This window comes from Reinekea blandensis MED297 (genome assembly GCF_000153185.1).
In the GTDB taxonomy this organism is placed as follows: Bacteria; Pseudomonadota; Gammaproteobacteria; order Pseudomonadales; family Natronospirillaceae; genus Reinekea; species Reinekea blandensis.
The window spans coordinates 306,115-324,423 of sequence record NZ_CH724149.1; the positions used below are offsets into that span (position 1 = coordinate 306,115).

Sequence of the window (18,309 nt, forward strand, 5' to 3'; positions counted from 1 at the left end):
TTTTGACGTCAGGACGCCTTGTCAGGAAATCTTATATCCAATTTTTCTGATAGCTTTTTTTGGAATTAACAGCGGTCATATTCTTGATAAGGGTCAAACAAGACCCCCGGACGGCGCTGCCTATCGGCGTATAATGGAGAAATAGTCCGGGTTGAAAGCGTAAGCGGGCTGTGGATCCGTTAAAAGGACGTTCTGTAGTTTAGTTTCAGAGAAAATTGTGAGGTCGGAAGTTTGTCAGTAAAAAGTTGACGATGTGGTGATTGAGTTAATGCGGTTACTGATTAGACTGCCAGTTAATGCTTTCCGGTATATGAGCCGGAACGGCCTTTAAAAAATAAGACTGAATCAACGGACAATCACAGCCACGCCAACACAACCTGACTGACGATTTGTTATCCAATCAAGGAGATCGAGCATGAACGCCACCACACAATTTGTTCACGTTGACCTGCCCAATGCCAAACTGCTTGAGTTGGCGGTGCGCCGGGAAGAAGGTGAGTTTGCCGCCAATGGCGCTTTTGTGGCGACCACCGGCACCCGGACGGGACGCTCACCGAAAGACCGTTTTATTGTAGACGAACCCTCCATGTCGCATCTGGTCGACTGGGGTAAAGTGAACCAGCCATTTCCAGTCGAAAAATTCAACGCGCTCTGGGACCGAGTCAGTCAGTATGTCGCAGAAAAGGAGCGGTTTGTTGGCCACCTGGAAATCGGCTCAGCTGAAGAGCATATGTTGCCGGCCCGGGTGACCACAGAGTTGGCCTGGCATCAGGTGTTTGCCCGTAATTTGTTTATTGTTCCTGAACAATGGAACACACCGGATAAACCGGTTTGGGAAGTTCTGAATGTGCCGAGCTTTGTGTGTGATCCCGATCGAGACGGCACACACAGCGACGGTGTCGTTGTCGTCAGTTTTGAGCAGCGTAAGGTCCTGGTGGCGGGCCTTTACTATGCCGGCGAAATGAAAAAGTCGCTGTTCGCCGTTCAGAACTTCCTGCTTCCGGAAAAGGGTGTGCTGCCCATGCACTGCTCGGCGAATGTCGGCGAAGATGGCAACACCACCTTGTTTTTCGGCTTGTCAGGCACCGGTAAAACCACTTTGTCCGCCGACCCTGATCGCTACCTGATCGGCGATGATGAGCACGGTTGGGGACCGGGCGTTGTGTTTAATTTTGAAGGCGGTTGTTACGCTAAAACCATCGATTTAACCCGCAAAAACGAACCGATGATCTGGGATGCCATTCACTTTGGTGCCGTTCTGGAAAATGTGGTTCTGGATAAAAACCGCGTGCCAGACTATCACGATGTCTCTCTGACACAGAATGGTCGTGTGGCGTATCCGTTAAGTCATATCGAAAAACGTCAGGTCAGTAATCAGGGCAGTGAACCGAATGCCGTGGTGTTCTTAACCTGCGACCTTAACGGCGTGCTGCCTCCGGTGGCCAAGCTGTCTAAAGAGGCGGCGGCGTACTACTTCCTCAGTGGTTACACCGCGTTGGTTGGCTCGACTGAGATGGGGGCCGGCAGTGGTATTAAATCGACGTTCTCAACCTGTTTTGGTGCGCCATTCTTCCCACGGCCTGCGGGTGTCTATGCCGAACTGTTGATGCAGCGTGTCGCCGAGAGCGGAGCCAGTGTGTACATGGTCAATACCGGGTGGACCGGTGGCCCGTACGGTGAAGGTCAGCGTTTCGATATTCCGACGACGCGTGCCGTGATCACAGCCATTACCAATGGGTCGTTGCATCATACGCCGACGCAACACATTGAAGAACTGAATCTGGATGTACCGGTCGAAGTACACGGCGTCGATTCAAAAGTATTGAATCCTCGACTGACCTGGTCCAGTCAAGCTGCCTTCCACAAACGGGCGCAGGAATTAGCTCGGGAGTTTGCGGCTAACTTCGCTAAATACGATGTGGACGACAGCATTGTGAAAGCCGGTCCTAAATTGCACAGCGCTGACGATTGATCCTCCCCTCAACGTAAGCACTGTTTAGAGCCCGCCACTGGCGGGCTTTTCTTTTTCGGTCCGGCTTTCATTCATGGGGCCCATCGCGCACAATCCAGCCTATGAATGAATTCACTCTTATCCAGCGCTGTTTTCAGGGTTGGGACATTACTCATCCCAATGTGTTGCAGAGCATCGGTGACGATTGTCTGGTTTGGTCCGGCTCTCAGCCGCTGGTGGTTTCTGCGGATACCGCCGTCGCCGGCCGACACTTCCCTGAATGGGCATCGCCGGAGCAGGTGGCTCAACGTGCGTTTTTGCCAGCCGTCAGCGATTTAGCCGCAATGACAGCAACCCCCGCATTTTTTACGCTGGCTCTGACGTTACCGCCTGCCACCAGCGAAGACTGGTTGACACGATTTGCACTGCGACTGCGGGCATTGGCAGAAACCTATGGCATCATGCTGGCCGGTGGCGACACCACAGCGGGTGCAACGTTGACGTTAACGCTCAGTGTGCATGGGACCTGTCCGCATCCGGTACTGCGTTCCGGGGCTCGCAGTGGCGATCAGATTTGGGTGACCGGTCAATTGGGCCAGTCCGCTGCCGCCTTGCCTTACATTCTTGAGAAACGGGAAGCGGACGCGCCAAGGTCGTGGTCCGAGGCTTATTGGAACCCACAGCCTCCGGTGTTGTTTGCCAGTCAGTTACAAGGCTGTATTCACAGTGCCATCGACTTGTCGGATGGCTTGATAGGCGATGCAGCCCATCTGGCTCGTGCCAGTGAGTGCGATCTGGCCATTCATCTCGATCGCTTACCTCTGGAGAATGACCTGAAACAGCGTGAGGACGAGGGCTTAAAACTGGCCCTCGCCGGTGGCGATGATTACCAGTTGTTGTTTACCGCCGACCCGGTCGCCGAGCGTGAAATAGTTGCGCTGGCCGCGCAAGCTCAGGTAAGCGTGACAAAAATCGGCGAGGTTCAGGCAGGCAAGGGTGACATTCGCTGGTATGATAGCGGCCTTGAACGTCAGTTGCCCTGGCAGAGTTTTACCCATTTCTGAACGAGAACACAGCATGACACAACCCTCTGAGCGCCGCTGGAACAACCATTGGGTGCATTTCCTGGCCTTTGGTTTTGGCAGTGGTGCGGCCCCGAAAGCCCCCGGAACCTTTGGTACTGTTGCCGCCATTCCGGTTTATCTGCTGTTAGCGCAGCTGCCGTTAGTGGCCTATCTGGTCGTGCTGGTGCTGGCGTTTGCGCTCGGCGTGTATTTGTGTGGACAGGCTTCGAAAGACATGGGTGTGCATGATCACGGCGGCATTGTCTGGGATGAGTTTGTCGGTTTCTGGATAACCATGATTGCTGTGCCGGTGCATTGGACATTGATTGTGGTCGGTTTCCTGCTCTTCCGGTTTTTCGACATCATCAAACCCTTTCCGATCGGCTGGTTGGATAAGCGCGTTCATGGCGGTTTAGGGATCATGATTGACGACGTCATCGCCGGCCTGTTTGCGCTGGCGATTCTGCAGTTAATACTGTTTCTGCTGTAGGCTTATCTGGTTACGGAACCCTAACCTGCCCGGTCTGTGATCGCAATCACAAATACGAATAGACTTATGTTGGGCTTTGGTCTGTGAGATTTTCGTGTGATAGAGTCGGATTGCTATTCAAATTGATCAACCATTGATCAAGGATGATGTGAGGATGGCAATTCAAGGAGATGAAGATGTTACGCCCACGAACTAGAAATCTCGCAGCACTAGCGCTCATGAACTTGATCTTACTTTCGTGCGGGCCGACATCGACACCTCCGGAAGACAATGACACTGGAACTGGAGGAGCTGGAGAGACAACCCTAACCTCCTGCGTTGAAAACTATCCATCTGCAATATCTACAACTGGCAATGTCTATGTCTTCGAAGCTGAACCGACAGATTGTATTGGCGTTCAAGAAACCACGTCTCTAAAAAAGTCGGTGCCGTTAACTATAAGAATCCTTGATGTCGACAACAGTATTCCAGGATCACCTGAGTTCGAGTACGAATCTGAGATTAGGCTAACGTTGCGTAAGTCCGGGATTAACGTGGGCGGGTTTGATCTCTATGCGACGTTGAATTTTACGAACAACTCCACATCTGATTATTGTTTCGACGCCGAAAATATAGAGCTTCTAGACTCAGATGGCATTGCTATCGATACGACTACCAATTTGAATGATGGGCGCTCAGGTGCACTAATTAATGGAATCAACGATACTCGACGAAGATGCTTACCTGCTGGAGAAACCCATGTTTTTATAGCTGATGCGGCATTAGTGCAAGAGAGCCAGTTCAACAGAATATCAAGCGCAGTTATCCCGGAAATCGAACTGGACGAAGTCAAATATCTTTTTGACATTGCTCCGTCTATTTCGGCTGAAATGCTATGGCTGAACCCGGGCAATGGAAATTCAAACATACCAACTCTGCAAGTCACATGGACCAATACAGAATCCGAAACCATAAGAATCGACGACGATGCCCAGCGAGTGTGGTTCATGGATACCGAAGGTTACATTCTCTCTGAAAGCTATATCTATCTGGACGATTACCTCGGTATTGATGATTCTGAGCTCATGCCCGAAGACTTTTTGATTGTTCCTGGTGGCACCATTACATTGGAAGATTCGGATGCTGACAATGCTTACGTAGGATTGTCGCCATCGTCCGCATCTAGAGCTCTTGTTTTTCTAGACTGGTGGTTTGACTAGTTGAAAGGGGAAGCAGGTTGGATTAACAGCGATTACATTTAGAATTTTAAATTCAGCTCTTGGTTAATTATTCTGTTCTCTGGGTTTGGATCAATGACAGCTTCGAACACAAGCCAGAATCGGATTTCAATGAGTCCAATACCCGCTACTTGGTTGAAGCGAACAAACCATACTTTCTTTCCAATTCATGCTATAGCGGCCAGGTCACAGACGTTTAATGATGACTGCGCCGGTCAGTTGATCGCCTTCACTGACGCTGACCTGATGCTCGATCAACTTAGTGTCGTTCACATCCCGTAGAGCTGTTAACCACTGCTGCCAATAATCGAAATAGGGTTCAATCTGTTGCAGTGAGACCTGAATCTCGCAGTAGCGGTCGCTGCAATGGATGACCAACAGGCGGGTATCGTTGTTGTGCGTCGCCGTCAGCTGTTCGGTCACCGGCGTCAGGCGTTCGTAGAGTTGATCGGTAAAGGCATAATCGACCGTCTGCAGCAACAGTGAGAAGCGACGCTCAATAAATTCCTGATGGCGGGTCACATCGGCCGTCATGTGTTGGTAGAGAGTGGGGTTATCGTTCAGGCTGTGCGGGTAACTGAGTAAGCCAAGCAGTTCGTTTTCCAGTTCGTAGTCTGGTACCTGGCTGAGTTGTTCATCCCGTTGTGCGAGCTGAGTCTGAATTTTGTCATCCAGCTCTTCAATTTTATCAATCACTTTTTGTTTGCGGGCTTCCAGGTCGTTAAACAGCCGGTCCCGTTCATCCCGATACGTCTGCAGTTCCTGAATCAAGGCACGGGCGTGCCCCTCGTCAATACGGTATTCCGTCTGCACCTGCGCCAGCTTTTGTTCCAGCTCCAAAACCCTCGGACTTAAGGAGGTGGGAACCTCAATCGCGTTCTCGTTGGTCTCAGGGTTGATGGTGACGCTGCTCGCAACGGTACTGCGATCGGTCGTTTCGAGGCTGGGACGAATGCTCCAATGGATGCCTAAACTTCCCAGGAAGCCGGCCACAAACAGCGCAATGAACAGTGCCGAATTAATCAACAACTTCTGAATCATGGCGTGGCTCCCTGCAGGTACCAGACCTCAACCTGATGACCCTTGCCCCGATACTGATGCGCCTTTCCAACGCGTTGCAGATCCATCCAGGGTTGTTGCGATAACTGATCCCAAAGGACATCAAACCCCTCGTAAAAGGGCTCCGACCAGACATGGCCAAGATGCACCGCACACAACGACTGATGGCACTCAGCCAGAGATACATTCAGTTCCTGCTGAGCCAGAAAACGCCGCAGTGGTAACTCATAGCGGGCCGCAAAGGAGGCATCCCGGGGTTCATTGATGAACTGGTTGTGCGTGTTTGCCAGTTGACCGCCGGCATCGTAAACCAGGTCGAGCTGTACCGAAGGCAGGCTGAGTAAGCTGTCGCTCTGCTCGAGCGTTACGAAGGAATCAAGCGCTGTCATGGCCTGATGATAATCGCGGTATTTGTTGACCAGATCGATGTAGAGCTGCAGACGTTCATCCTGACTGGCGCGAGCTTTGTCGGCAAAGGCTGCACGGTAGGTTTGTAGTTCGCTTTCCAGAGGCGCCACGTATTGTCCGACGGCCCGGTTTTTCTGCTCCACTTCCTGAATGCGGCTTTCCAGGCTGTCGATGCGTTGCTGATAAATGGCCTGTTGCAGTGCCCTGCTGGTTTCGTTTTGAGGCTTCAACGATTGCGAGACCTGAGAGATCAGAAACTCGCGTTCAGTATTGTGGGTGATGGCCAGCCGTTCCAGTAACGAGTTCGCCGCCATAATGCCGAATGCAAACCCCAGAACCGCCAATGTGATGGGGAGCAGCTTCGACATAACAGACTCCGTCGTTACTCAAACTGACCGTTGTAGCCCAGTTCTTTTAGTTCCCGGGATAACATGGCCTGAATGTCGGCGTCGCGGCCAAGGTCGCGCGCTTCATCGAGGATCTGCCGGCATTGCGGAATACTGACTCGTCGAACTAACCATTTTACCTGAGGCAGTTTAAAGGCACTCATGCTGAGCGTTTTCACACCCATGCCCAGCAGCAACAGAACGGCCTTGGGGTCGGCTGCCATTTCGCCACAAACGCTGACCGTCAGGTTCAGCCGTCGGCATTCACGCACAATGTCATGCATGGCACTGAGCACGGCCGGATGAAAATGTGAGTACAGGTGCGCAACGCGAGGATTGTTGCGATCGACCGCCAGTAAGTACTGTGTCAGGTCGTTAGAGCCGATGGAAACAAAGTCGATGTTGTCCCGCAGGCGCGGCAACATCCAGATGACCGCCGGTACTTCGGCCATGATGCCAACCGGTGGCTTGTGCACTGGGTGGCCTTCTTCTTTCAGTTGCCGGATGGCTTCGTCGATCAACGCGTGGACGCGCAGCAGTTCGTCTTCGTGGCTGAGCATCGGCACCATAATCTGTAGATTGTCGTGTCCGATGTTGGCCAGCAGCATAGCGCGAATCTGATCCAGTTGTATGTTGCGATAATCGAGTGTGAAGCGGATGCCGCGCCAGCCCAGAAACGGGTTTTCTTCCTGAATCGGGAAGTAGGGCAGAGCTTTGTCGCCGCCGACATCGAGTGTGCGCATGACCACCGGCTTTGGTGCATAGGCTTCCAGCACGCCCCGGTAAATCCGAACCTGTTCCTCTTCGGTGGGGAAGGTGTTGTGCACCATAAACGGAATTTCAGAGCGATACAGTCCGACGCCTTCGGAGCCACGATCCAGCCCTGGTGTGATATCGGCCAGCAGACCGGTGTTGGAAAACAGCCGGATGCGTTCACCGTCGGTGGTTTCCGCTGGCAGGTTTTTCAGGTGTGCCAAATCGGCCTGGCGGGCCGCTTCCTGTCGGATGAGTCGTTCAAACTCCTGACGAATCTGCTCCGGCGGGTTGGCGATGACATGCCCGCGGTGTCCATCCAGAATCAGTTCATTGCCGTGTAGGGTTTTCAGGCGGCTTTCTTTTAAACCGACCACCGCCGGAATGCCCAGTGCGTTTGCCAACACGGAAGTGTGCGAGAGCTTGGAGCCCTGATTGCTGACGACCCCGGCGATTAAGCGGGCATCGAGCTTGGTGAAATGTTCGACCGTGATGTTTTCACCGACCAGGATAACCGGCTCATCGGTATCGATGACTTCCGGTTCGAGGTTTTGCAAAGCACGATAAACCCGAACCGCGAGTACTCGCAGGTCATCGGCTCGGGCTTTTAAGTAGGGGTCTTCAATGGCATCGAAGACGGCAATCTGATTGAGCATCGCCCGCTTCAGAGCCGTGCTGGCGCTGACGTTCAGTGCCAACTCGGCTTCAATGGCCATCTGCAGTTCCGGCGAGCCAAGCAATAGGCGATACACTTCCAGTAGTGACGACAGTGTCTCGGAGTTCACATGTGTGGACTCGTCAGCATCAAGTTCTTCGAGGGTGTTATTGACCGCATCTTTAATGCGTTTGCGCTCGAACTCAAGACCCGAGCCTTCGCGTTCTTCAATGTCTTCCAGATGAATGTCATCGCGAACCACCCAGGCGCGGGCAATGGTGGTGCCCGGTGACCCGGAGATCCCGCGCATACGACGAACCTGATCGTCCTGACCGTCCGGCGTGGTTTCCATGAGTTGAATCGATTGGCTGGCGACCAGGTGCGCGCCCATGGTAATCAGGAAGGCTTCTTCTTCTTCACTGAAGCGTCGGGTCTCGGTGACCTGAACCACCAGAACCCCGAGGACTTCGCCATGGTGAATCATCGGAACGCCAAGGAAACCCTGATAGATTTCCTCGCCGGACTCGGCAAAGTATTTGAACGACGGGTACTGGTCGGCATGGGTCAGGTTCAGCAGGTGTTGGCGCTGGGCAATGGTACCGACCAGACCTTCACCCAGATTCATACGGATGCGGCCGATGGCCTCCTGCGACAACCCTTCGGTTGCGGAAAGCACCAGTTGCTGCCGTTCGTTCATCAGGTAGAGACTGCAGACGTCGACTTTCAATGCCTGTCTGATGCGACGCACAATCAAAGATACCAATGCTCGCTGATCGGTGACCTGGCCGGCGTCGATGAGGATTTTCTTAGCAACAATAAGCGGGCTGAGCATGGGCAGAATACAGTCGGAGTTCCTCTCAGATTGTACTCTGTTTGATGAATTGCGCCAGTCGTGAGACTGGCGCGGATTTGACCGCTTTTAGGATCAGGAGCGTTTAAAGGTGCGCTTGCCGAACAACAGCAGTGGCAGTAACAGCCATGGCAGACCCGCGCCACCACGACCACCGCTTGATTTGGCGTCGGGCAGTGGCGTTGAGTCGCTGCCGCCATCAACGGCGCTTTCACTGTCGCGCACGTCACCGGCAAAGTCGAGACGACTGCTGTTGCTGTTATTGTTAGCGCTGATGACGTCGGCTTCCCCGCTGCCGTCAACATCAACCATTAAAATGGTGTCGGCGCCGTCGGTATCCATCACATCAATAACGGCTAGCTGTCCCTGACGCTGACTCATGATTTCCAGGGCGCCACCGGGTCGCAGTACCGCCACGTCGTCCTGACCGTCGCCGTCGTAGTCACCGATGCTGAGGTCATTCACCGAGCCGGTGTCAGTCGACGTCAGCGTCGTTGTCTGTTCCTGCTGACTGATGCTCAGGGTTTCGAGTTTCGCAGGCTGGTCTTCTGTCCCTTCGTGCATCAGAACCAGTTCACCGGCGGTACCGTCGCCGTCGAGATCGGCAAGCACCATCTGTGTGGTCAGATCGGTGTCGTCACCGAACTCGGCGGCGTCAAAGTCTTCAGCAGCAGGCGCTTCACCAATGCGCAGTAGATTGCGGTTTTGGTGACCGTTGTGACGATGGCCAAAACCTCGGTTCCAGTACAGCCGGTTACGGAAGCCCCGGTTCGCAAAGACAATGTCCGGATAGCCGTCCCAGTTGAAATCGTACAGCAAGACGCGTCGACTGTTGCGGGCCGGGAAAGTTTTGCCCAGCGTGAACTGGCCGGTGCCATCGTTCAGGAACAGGGTGTTGTCGTCGGTGTTGTTGGCAAAGACCAGGTCGATGTCACCGTCGCGATCGATGTCGGCATAGGCCACCGCTCGGCTGTCGGCCTGGCCAAGCTGACCGATCAGTTCAAAGGTGCCGTCGCCGCGATTGCGATAGACCGTGTTGGCTTCGCCGTGTCCGTTGGCCAGCACCCAGTCCCGGTGGCCGTCGTTATTTAGGTCGACCACGGCCATGGCGTAGCTGTCCGAGGCGTCGGCCAGATGCGTATGCAGGACCGGGCGGAACAGCGAGTGCTTGAATCGGTACGCAGTGGAGGCTTCGGCCGGTCCATTAGCAAACAGGATTTCCGGCCAGCGACCGCCCTGAATGTCCGCAATGCCAATGGCCCGAACGGTACCCTGACCGAAAGCCGGTACGCTGTATTGTGGGCTCGTCGGTGTACCGTTGGTAAAGGTCAGCGTCATCTGCGCCCGGTTGTTGTCGGCTTGAGTCTCAAAGCCGTTGTGGCTTATTTGGGTTTCGATGTCGACTGAACCGATCTCCTGTTGGCGAACATCAACACGCAGACTCTGCGCTTCGTCCTCGGTCAACGTCAGCAGGCACACATTGTTGTGCGGCGTACAGCGTGGGTCTTCACTGGTCCATTCGCCGGCAAAGCGCAGCGTCAGTTGGGCGTCTGTCAGTGGCATTGGGCCGTGGTTGGTCGCGGTCACCGTCAGCGGTACCCAGGCGTTGGTGGCCCAGATGGTGCGATTGGCTGAAATGGCAACGGACAGGTCCGTTGCGGTTGGGTCGTTGAGCACGGTCAGTGCCAGCGTTTGACCGGTGGTGGCCTGTCCGTCGGTCACCCGGACGTCAATGACTTGCTCACCGATCATGTTTTCATTCGGCAGCGCGGTTAACACGCCATCGGCCGACAAAGAAAGCCATTCCGGAGCATTGGCGAGTTCAAAACTCAGCGTATCACTGTCGATGTCTTCAGCTTCGAGGCGTGCTTCCCACGGACGATAAATCTGCGCAGTGGGCAAGCCCTGCGTGGTGATGACAGGCAGATCATTCACCGGGCTCACGGTCAACGTCAGCGACAAGGTGTTGCTGTCGGCCTGGCCGTCATTCACGGTTAAGTCGATGGTCAGCGTGCCGTTCCAGTTCGGATCGGGAATGATCTCGTTTCCGGCCACCTGATAATGCTCGCCCAGAGCGATATCGATGGTGAAGTCGGCACTGTCCGGGTCCACGATGTCGAGCATGTCCCGAACGACAAACAGACTGGTGTCTTCCGCAATCGTCTGAGCCGTCACCGCGTTGAGTTCGGGAGCATCGTTCACGGCGGTAACCGTCACCGGAACCAGCAGGGTGTTACTGAGTAAATCGCCATCAAAGATGCGCACCGGCACGGTCAGTTCGCCATTAAAGTTCTGAGCCGGCATCAGCGTGCTGCCGTTGACGGTATAGTGCTCGCCGGCGTCCATGACGACCGAGTGTTCGGTTGAGTCGATATCGCTGAACTGGAACTGACCGGGTGACAGTGTCAGTGCCGTATCTTCCGGTGTACTGAGGACAGCGTGGCCGGTCAGCACCGGTGGGTCGTTCACAGGGTTCACCTGCACGGTGAGTATCTGTGATTCGCTGGTCAGTTCACCGTCGTTCACGGCAACGCCGACGGACAGAGTGCCCGTCCAGCTGTCGGCCGGGGTAATGGTCTGACCATCCACACTGTAGTTGGCACCCGGCTGTAGCTGAATGGTGAAGGTCTCTGAGTCCGGGTCTTGTAAGGTCATCATTGATGTCGTCACCGTTAACGAGGCGTCTTCGTCGATGACCTGGTCAATCGTGTTGAGCAATACCGGCGGATCGTTGACCGGTGTTACGTTCACCGTCATTGGCTGCGGCGCGCTGCTCAGTTCGCCATCACTAACGGCGACCGACACCGACAGAGAACCATACCAGTTGCTGGCCGGTTGGATGGTTGTCCCTGTAACGTCGTAGTTTGCCCCCGGCAACACCTGCAACTGGAACGAGGTGGAGTCCGGGTCATCAACCGTGACCATAGCTGTGGTTAAGGTCAGTGAGGTATCTTCCGGCATGGTTTGCGCAGCGGTACTGATCAGGCTTGGGGCATCGTTCACCGCGGTAACTGTCACCGGAACCAGCAAAGCATTACTGAGTGACAGGCCATCGAAGATGCGCACTGGCACGGTCAGTTCACCATTAAAGTTCTGAGCGGGCATCAGCGTGTTGCCGTTGACGGAATATTGCTCACCCGCTTCGATGACGACGCTATGGCTGGAGGAGTCGATATCACTGAACTGAAACTGACCCGGTGACAGTGTCAGTGCGGTATCTTCTGGTGTACTGAGCGGAGCGTGGCCGGTTAAGACCGGTGGGTCGTTCACCGGCACCACCTGCACAGTCAACACCTTGGTTTGACTGCTCAGGCTGCCATCGCTGACGGCAACGCCAACGGACAGGGTGCCCGTCCAGCTTTCGGCAGGGGTAATGGTTCGCCCATTCACACGGTAGTTCGCGCCTGGCTGAACCTGAATAGTAAAGGTCTGAGAGTCCGGATCCTGAATGGTGAGCATCGACGCCGTGACTGTCAGGGCGGTGTCTTCTTCAATCATCTGTGCTTCAGTCGCCACTAACGCTGGTGCATCGTTGACCGGCGTCACGTTGACCGTAACGGATACGGATTGGCTGGACAGCGCACCGTCGCTGACCACAACAGGCACCTGCAGCGTGCCGTTCCAGTTGGCACTCGGCGCCACCGTGGTTCCGGTGACCTGATAGTTAGCACCCGGTAACACCTGCAGTTCAAAGTTGCTGGAGTCCGGATCGCGAATGTCGAGCATCGCCAGCGTTAAGGTCAGTGCCGAGTCTTCGGCCATCGTTTGTGCCTGAGCCTCAACGATGACCGGCGCGTCGTTGACGGGGGTGACGCTAATCTGCGCGGTAAAAACGTTTGAGCTTTGTTCCGTATCCTGAACCGTAACCGGGACCGCCAGTGTGCCGGCAAAATCTGTGTCGGGGATGATGGTCGTGCCTTGAACGGTATAATGACTGCCAGTGCCAACCAGCAAGGTTAAGGCGTCGGGCTGTTCGTCGCTGACGATGAAGTCCGCCAGCGACAGGGTAATCTGACTGTCCTCCGAAACCGATACGGGCTGTTGACCTTCAATGACCGGAGCCTGGTTGTGCATCGTTGGCCAACCCAGGTCACGCATCATCGCCTTCGCGATGACCCCTTCCGGATTGTAGCCCCGGCGGGTAATCATCATGATCTGGTAAGGGTCAATGCTTTCGTGCAGGTGCATTCCCGTCAGTTGAGGCGCATGGTAGGTGCGGGAAAACAGTAAGAGGGCATCTTTGGTTCGGCCGAACGTCAGGTGTTCGGCGGCCGCAAACGAGTGCTCACCTTTGAAGGCCAGGTTGTCGTAGTCGTGGGAGGCCTGATCGATTTCTGCTGGCGTCATATCCGTCAGCATACGGTCCAACTTAGACGATTTCAGATGACGCCAGTAAATGTCCGGAATGCCGTCGAGCGTTTCGCCTCTCATCAGATCACCCAGTGGAGCCAGGCCTAAGTGGTGACCCATCTCCTGGATGGTTTCGAGATACAGGCTGTACTCGCCGAACTCGTATTGCCCATCGCGGCCCAGATACCATTTCTGGCAATTGTTGTGAGTGATAATCTTGCTGTTAAATCGAATGTAGACGTCTGGTTTATTGGGTGACAGGTCGGTACCGGCTAATGCATTGGCCAGGGCAATGGGGTAATGGGTGTCCGCAATGGGTGCGTTCGGGAAGTTAATGACGGTTTCTGGTGGCTGCCAGTCAATGTGAGCGTTGTACGCGAAGCTGCAGTTTAACGACGGCGCTTGTACCGCTACTTCAATCGGCACGTCCGAGCGCAGCCAATCGGCCCAGAACAGCGCCGCATCGTTCATGACCTCGCGCATTTCGGTGGTGTAGACGTCGTCGTAGGTCAACACGAAGGTGCTGCCCTTGCCCTCAACGACACTGTCGGCGGCTGCAATCTGAAACGTCGCGACCGCCAGCCCGGTGAATAGCCATGTACGCAGAATTTTCATGTGAATAACAACCAATAATCAGACATAGGTCACAATACCAGTGTGACGTCGGGCTTAAATGAAAGGACGAAGTTAGCGGTAAAAGTGTGAACTGAACACTGTTAAATTGGCGTTATTTTTAGATATAAGTGTCAAAAATCACGTTTATAGCCAATTTCCTACAAAGATAGACGGAAATTTGTCACACATAATCGAGTCATTTTGAACAATAGAAAATCCCTGGAACCTGCCCGGAATGACCGCCCATTGTGCCGTAAGCACCGTAGGCTCCGAGCCGACAACCTCGATTTGAAAAATCTGAAAAACACAAGCAAATCAAGTATCTGGGTGGACTTGCTGAAGTAGCGCGTTATAATGCGCGGACTTTCGGTTAGGGGCCTTTAGCTCAGTTGGGTGGCTCCACGATAGCGAAGCTACTGAAAGCAGGCTAACCCTGCTTTTGGAGTGGAACACGCCGAGGGCAGGAGCCCGAGGCCGGGCTGTTAGCGAGAACAGGACGTTCGAGCCTTACAGCGAATCTAACCAACTTTTAACCGGAGTTGGAGATTTAAAAGTGACGTTGTCACCGTTACGGTTTTATAGGGGCCTTTAGCTCAGTTGGTTAGAGCACACGACTCATAATCGTTAGGTCCACGGTTCAAGTCCGTGAAGGCCCACCACCTATTTCCTCAGTTTGTTTTTTTGAATGAACTGAAACGAAAGTCCAGAAACCCGCTTCGGCGGGTTTTTGCGTTTTTGGGTAACGAGAAGGGCATTTTTGAGTGTTTCATAGAAGCCCACCAACTTTGAACCGGAGTTGGAGATTTAAAAGTGACGTTGTCACAGTTATGGTTTCTTTAAAGGCCTTCAGCTCAGTCGGTTGGAGCACATGACTCATAATCGTTAGGTCCACGTTTAAGTCCGTACGGTGCGACGGCCCACTACCTATTTCCGTTAAGTGGTTCGTTTACAGGCAAACACATGACACACATGAAGATCTTCGGGAGGCTCAGCCGTGATGCTGTTCGCTGGAAAGGTGTTGCGATGTCAGCTTCTAGCAGTTGTGATCGGCGATCAGGCGGATAAGCGTCATCGAAGATTGGCTGAATCTATTATCAGTTTAACGGCGAGTTCGACAGCTGGAACGGAAGCTATTGCCATCACCATAATATTGCCACCCAGTGCCTTCGCGTGGGGGGACGTGGACCTCCGTACCGTTGAATGTACAAATGGCTACAGAATCGGTGTTGTTAAAGATTCTTGCTTTCCATAAAAGACAGTCTTTTTTAAATGTAAAACGTATGAAATCACCATCCTCGTTCGCTTGTTGTCGAGTTTTCCGCTTGGAGTATTGGCAATAAGATGGTAGGCCGGAGCGATCCCATTCATATAGATTACGTTCATCGCTGAGGGTGTCTTCAAATTGAGTAGCAGCACAGCTGAATAACAGTGTGATTGACGAAAAAATAATAGCGAGTTGTTTCATATCTATATCGTTTTTCGGATAAGAAGAATAATCATAAGGGTTTCAGGAACTTGTTGACAGGTCTAATGGTGCATTGACGATGCAGTGGCGGCTGTCGGTCATGGTTATCCGGTTGGCCTTTTGCACCACGGTTGAGCACGGGCAATGGACGAAGCCATTGTTTAGTGAGGCAAGAAGGCACCTAAGTCGTGTGTTCGGTTTGTTGAGGTACTGACAAAAGACCGTACAAAGGCCGGTTATCAATGATGAAATCCTAAGGATGGGTTTATAACGTTTCGATTTTAGAACTGAGCAGACACAGATGTTAGGCCGTCTCTAACACTATTTGTACTATCAGCTCACTCGATTGTCGTAATCAGTCAAGCCTTCTTTGATAGTAAAGTAGGCACAGAAACTACCATCGCATCTTTAAAAGAGTTTATCCCTTGAGGTTGCCTCGGTTATTTACGATTTTAAAGGAACTACCCGGGTCTCTAAAGTTCGTAAGCTAGGCTATGGTTGATTGATCACGTAACGCAGAGTTCGTTCGAAAGTTTTGAAGCATTAGCATTAAAAAGCGGCATTCGCCGCTTCTTTTTAGGTTGCATTAACAGCTTCCTGTCTACTTTTTTGAAAGCTTAGTATTGGTAATGCGAATAGACTTACGAAACCGATTGCCGCACAGAGTAGCCAAACCGCATCCCCATCAAGGTACTGATAGAAATAAAAACCAATGGGAGCACCTAAGAAGTTTCCGGTTGCAAATAAAGTTTGGTGCCATCCGACTACTTTACCGCGATGGTTTGTTGATGCTTTTACAAACTCGTTTAAAATAATAGGAAAAAATAACATCTCTCCAACTGTCCAAACAATTACTGAGAGAAAGGGGAAGGTATAATTACTGGACAAAGATATTGCCGCAAAACCAAAACATAGCGCACAGCTACCTAATAACATCAATCTTACTTGATTGAACCGAGCCGTGAATGCAATCAATGGCACTTCGATAAAAATAACCAGCAGGGTGTTAAGCAAAAAAATAAAAGATATGTCCTTCGAACTAAAATTAAAGACCTCTTTGAGGTAGATGGCGAAAGTAGTTTTAAACTGCGAGAAGACAATGACATTCAATACCATAACCAGTGATAAAAAAATGAATGTAGAATTGAGGTTTTTCCATCCGATGGATGACTCGATTTCAGATGATAAAATCTGTCGAGTAGTTGTCACGAGTTTTGGTGAGAAAGATAGTAATAGTATTAAGGTAATAACGTTCAAAAAAGCATCGAATAAAAATATGTATTTCACGTTTAAATCAAATACTGCGGCACCCGCCGCCGCTGAAATACCAATACTGATATTCATAACAGCATTTCTGATGCCGAATACATAGGTTCTTTTTTCTTCAGATGTATTGTTGACCAATAGCATGGTAAACGCAGGCCTGAATGCGTGGTCAGAGAACCCAAAAGTCAACAGCAAAAAAGATAATAGATACAGGCTTTCAGAAAAGAAGATACCAACCAATGCGGAAATTGAAATTGTTAAACTGACGATAATTACCTGAAAAGGGGATGTTTTATCTGATAAGTAACCACCTAGGTAACCGCCGATGAATCCACCAAAACCATAAGCTGTCAAAATGTAGCCAATTACCCCGAGTGAATGCCCCTCCTCATGTAAAAACAGAGACAAAAACATCGGTACAACAAAACCGATATAGTTTGTAAAGGTCGCAAACATGAGTACCGATAGGGTGCGGTTCATCTTAATCATTATTGAAAATCCTTATTTACCCTATCGGGTAACACATATTCCTATGAGTTAAATGCCCTAAAAGGTCGGGGTTGACCCTGATATCTCTTTCGTGTTCGTACTGAAGGGGGATTAAGTGAGGCATGACCACTTCGCAATAAACAAGGTCGTTATTTGTCTTTTCAGTGAACATATAAGGACTGTACTTTTCGAAGACACTCTTAGTTATGGAAAGCGGGGTTGAACTTAATGAAGTGTTAATCTTCCTTTGCCATTGGGAAGTTCCTTTGCCCGACAAATAGTAAAGGGACGCATTGTTCACCTTTTTATCAAAGGCTAGATAGGCCTCAAGTGTTTGAAGGCATTCGGTATAAGCTCGAATGCAAGCATCAGAGTCACTCCCAAAAGAGAGTCCTACCGTCATCGCTCCTTTACTAAACCTACGATCAGACCGATTTATCATTACGCAAATAGTGCATGATTTATAATCCCTTATTTCATAGAAATCTAGTCTCCATCCTGACTCGATAGCGTGTTCGATTTCATCGCTTGAAAAGCTTTTCTCTAGAATATTGGATTCGAAAAGCCAAAAAATGTTGAATAAATGCCTTTCTATTAGCTCTTCTAAAGCTGAGTTAATAGCAAGTTCTTCTGTCTCATGAACTGCGGAACCATTTGATGTTTGAGTGAAATAGTTTGAGTAACATGCTGAGTTGATAGGGCGATGGATAAAGATTCGCTGATGATTGCTTAATGAATAGTAAGATTTCCACTCAACTTCCCTGTCATCTATAGATTCAGATATAGGAAGCACTTGTTCTTCAGGAGATAGCATAGGTTTATCCGCGCAAAAAGCTGAAGTCAAGTCTGGAGTTTGGTTCCACAAACAATAGCGCTCAAGTATTTCCCCATATGCGGTTATAGTTCGCATTTCAATTGAGCTTCCTCTCCCCATTGATGTGTATCGAAGGTTTTTATCATGAACAGCAATAATTTTTGGAAGGTCACTGCAAAATGGGTTATCTAACTCAATGAGGTAGTAATCAAGTTCGTGAATCATAATTTCGTATCTAGGACTCAGATCAATTATCAGAATCCAGGCATAAACAATATTGGTTTAGCACTTATGCTGTTATAGAACATCGGTTCACAGTATTAAGCGTTGAGATTTTCGTTCTATGTAATTTAAAAGCTCGGCTAGAACCGAGCTTAAGTTTATCTAAAGTCAGTTGTTACAATGCGATGCTGCACTTGTCAGCAATACTGCATTTATCAGCGATACTGCACTTATCAGCAATACTGCACTTATCAG

At 51.3% G+C, this 18,309-nt stretch carries 10 protein-coding genes and 1 tRNA gene; 5 read left to right on the top strand and 6 right to left on the bottom strand.

Annotation, left to right across the window (positions count from 1 at the left end; all coding sequences use genetic code 11):
- Positions 1-415 precede the first annotated feature (415 nt).
- The 4 genes from MED297_RS01480 to MED297_RS01495 all read left to right on the top strand — a co-directional run bounded on the left by MED297_RS01480 (position 416) and on the right by MED297_RS01495 (position 4,704).
- On the top strand, positions 416-1,972 hold the full coding sequence (locus tag MED297_RS01480) for a phosphoenolpyruvate carboxykinase (protein WP_008041691.1): 1,557 nt from the start codon (positions 416-418) through the stop codon (positions 1,970-1,972).
- 101 nt (positions 1,973-2,073) lie between these two features.
- Positions 2,074-3,015, top strand: a complete 942-nt coding sequence (gene thiL, locus MED297_RS01485) for a thiamine-phosphate kinase (RefSeq protein ID WP_008041693.1) — start codon at positions 2,074-2,076, stop codon at positions 3,013-3,015.
- A 13-nt stretch (positions 3,016-3,028) separates the two neighbouring features.
- On the top strand, positions 3,029-3,505 hold the full coding sequence (locus MED297_RS01490; RefSeq protein ID WP_008041695.1) for a phosphatidylglycerophosphatase A family protein: 477 nt from the start codon (positions 3,029-3,031) through the stop codon (positions 3,503-3,505).
- A 176-nt stretch (positions 3,506-3,681) separates the two neighbouring features.
- Complete coding sequence (locus MED297_RS01495; protein WP_154650808.1) at positions 3,682-4,704, top strand: hypothetical protein; 1,023 nt, start codon at positions 3,682-3,684, stop codon at positions 4,702-4,704.
- Positions 4,705-4,908: 204 nt separating this feature from the next.
- Here the strand turns inward: MED297_RS01495 and MED297_RS01500 are convergent, their stop codons facing one another.
- The 4 genes from MED297_RS01500 to MED297_RS01515 form a co-directional block, all read right to left on the bottom strand.
- Positions 4,909-5,763: a hypothetical protein gene (locus MED297_RS01500; RefSeq protein ID WP_008041698.1), complete on the bottom strand. Its 855-nt coding sequence runs from the start codon at positions 5,761-5,763 to the stop codon at positions 4,909-4,911.
- Positions 5,760-6,557 (bottom strand): hypothetical protein, encoded by a 798-nt coding sequence (locus tag MED297_RS01505; protein WP_008041700.1) that lies wholly within the window; start codon positions 6,555-6,557, stop codon positions 5,760-5,762. The genes MED297_RS01500 and MED297_RS01505 overlap by 4 nt, the downstream gene beginning before the upstream one ends.
- A gap of 14 nt (positions 6,558-6,571) precedes the next feature.
- Positions 6,572-8,815 (bottom strand): phosphoenolpyruvate--protein phosphotransferase, encoded by a 2,244-nt coding sequence (gene ptsP / locus MED297_RS01510; protein ID WP_008041701.1) that lies wholly within the window; start codon positions 8,813-8,815, stop codon positions 6,572-6,574.
- A 93-nt stretch (positions 8,816-8,908) separates the two neighbouring features.
- Positions 8,909-13,798: a tandem-95 repeat protein gene (locus MED297_RS01515; protein WP_008041703.1), complete on the bottom strand. Its 4,890-nt coding sequence runs from the start codon at positions 13,796-13,798 to the stop codon at positions 8,909-8,911.
- Between the two features lie 582 nt (positions 13,799-14,380).
- On the opposite strand from MED297_RS01515, the gene MED297_RS01520 reads away from it, so the two are divergent.
- Positions 14,381-14,457 (top strand) — tRNA-Ile (locus MED297_RS01520).
- Between the two features lie 1,382 nt (positions 14,458-15,839).
- Here MED297_RS01520 and MED297_RS01525 read toward each other — a convergent pair.
- On the bottom strand, positions 15,840-17,018 hold the full coding sequence (locus tag MED297_RS01525; RefSeq protein ID WP_008041704.1) for an MFS transporter: 1,179 nt from the start codon (positions 17,016-17,018) through the stop codon (positions 15,840-15,842).
- Positions 17,019-17,034: 16 nt separating this feature from the next.
- Positions 17,035-18,057 carry a YcaO-like family protein gene (locus tag MED297_RS01530; protein WP_008041705.1) on the bottom strand — a complete coding sequence of 341 codons (1,023 nt, stop codon included), beginning with the start codon at positions 18,055-18,057 and terminating at the stop codon, positions 17,035-17,037.
- Positions 18,058-18,309 lie beyond the last annotated feature (252 nt).